General features: G+C 58.2%; 1 protein-coding gene. It reads left to right on the top strand.

What is annotated here, in order from left to right; translation table 11 throughout:
- Nucleotides 1-228: 228 nt before the first annotated feature.
- Nucleotides 229-1,290 (top strand): alpha/beta hydrolase (locus H5U08_RS19130; RefSeq protein WP_297036866.1); only part of this gene is annotated, 1,062 nt, incomplete at its 3' end.

Below are 1,290 nucleotides of genomic sequence, written 5' to 3'. Positions count from 1 at the left end.
AACTGCAACGGCCAGCTTGATGGCGGTTTGCATGGCAGGACACCGCGCCCTGGCCAACTCAACGGCGGGGAGTACGAGGGGATAAATCCTCTCATACATCTCCCTGGAACCAGAACTACCTTTTGGAGGAGGGTCGCGTTTTTCGGGAAGTACCAGCAGGCAGGAAGCCTTCACCTGGAGTGACTGTGCAACTTGAACGGCTGCGAACAGTTGGGAGGGCTTTCGCCAATGATGACGGTTTGTTCCAAGTGGATAATTTGGTGGGCAGGCGTTCTGGCAGCGGTGGCTCTGACCGGTGTCATCTCAGCAGCACCACATCAAAAAATCGTCGCTGCAGATACCGCCGTCGAAACGACGGCCGCTTCGTGTAATTCGGAGGCCCTTTCGTCCGAGCGGGCAACCTCCCAGAATCGCCCCGCATTCTGGGTGGTCAGTTCTCGATCGGTTTCCTGGTCCCAGATCCAGGATCCAGCGAGCGCGGTTTCGCACCTCCAGTTTTTCCTGGTGGATACACAGGGACACACCACATCCGCAGAGGAAGCTGCGTTGCACGAGGCGGTTGCCAGCACCGAAGCCCTGTGGATCGTGGTTCACGGGAATCGGATGTTGTCCAGCGATGCCCTGCGGTTCATGTGGGGATTCTACAAAATCGCCAAAGACATTGATGGCCCGATGATTCTGTGGTCATGGCCATCACAACCCACGGTGCGGGGCATCGCCCGAGACAGTCGACTCAAGGCCATGCGGAGTGTGCAGGAAGGGACCTTGCTGACAGCATGGCTCGACCGGCTTCAACCAAAAGGGCGCGTCGTCCTTGTCGGGTATAGTTTCGGTGCCAAAACCTTGCTCAGAGCGTTCGCCCAGAGCGTTCAAGCCGTAAGCGACGGAAGTTCCCAGATTCCGAGCGGCGACGGCGAACCGTGGGTCCAGACCGCCCAACGGGTCGAACTCCTTCTCATCGCGCCGGCCGCCGATGCCTCCGAGTTGAACGAGGCTATCCAGGCAGGCAAGCAATCCCAACGGCCGTTCAGAATTGAAATGACCGTCAATACCCTGGATCCGGCACTCAAATGGTACAGACACCTGTGGACATGCCATGGTCCCAACGCCATTGGATGGATAGTCCCGTGTGTAACGTCCGATGCCTCCTCGGTCTTGCGGATCATCGACGTGACGGGCGAAGTCGGCCATACTCATCAGTGGCACACGTATTTCCAATCTCGGGGTGTCCAGGCGATACTGGAGGATTTGCGGGACAGCGTTGAGGCACCCCGTCTCATGCAATCACAG

The sequence above is a fragment of the Thermogutta sp. genome, from assembly GCF_014359955.1.
Classification (GTDB): domain Bacteria; phylum Planctomycetota; class Planctomycetia; order Pirellulales; family Thermoguttaceae; genus Thermogutta.
This window is presented reverse-complemented; position numbering and strand designations above follow the sequence as displayed.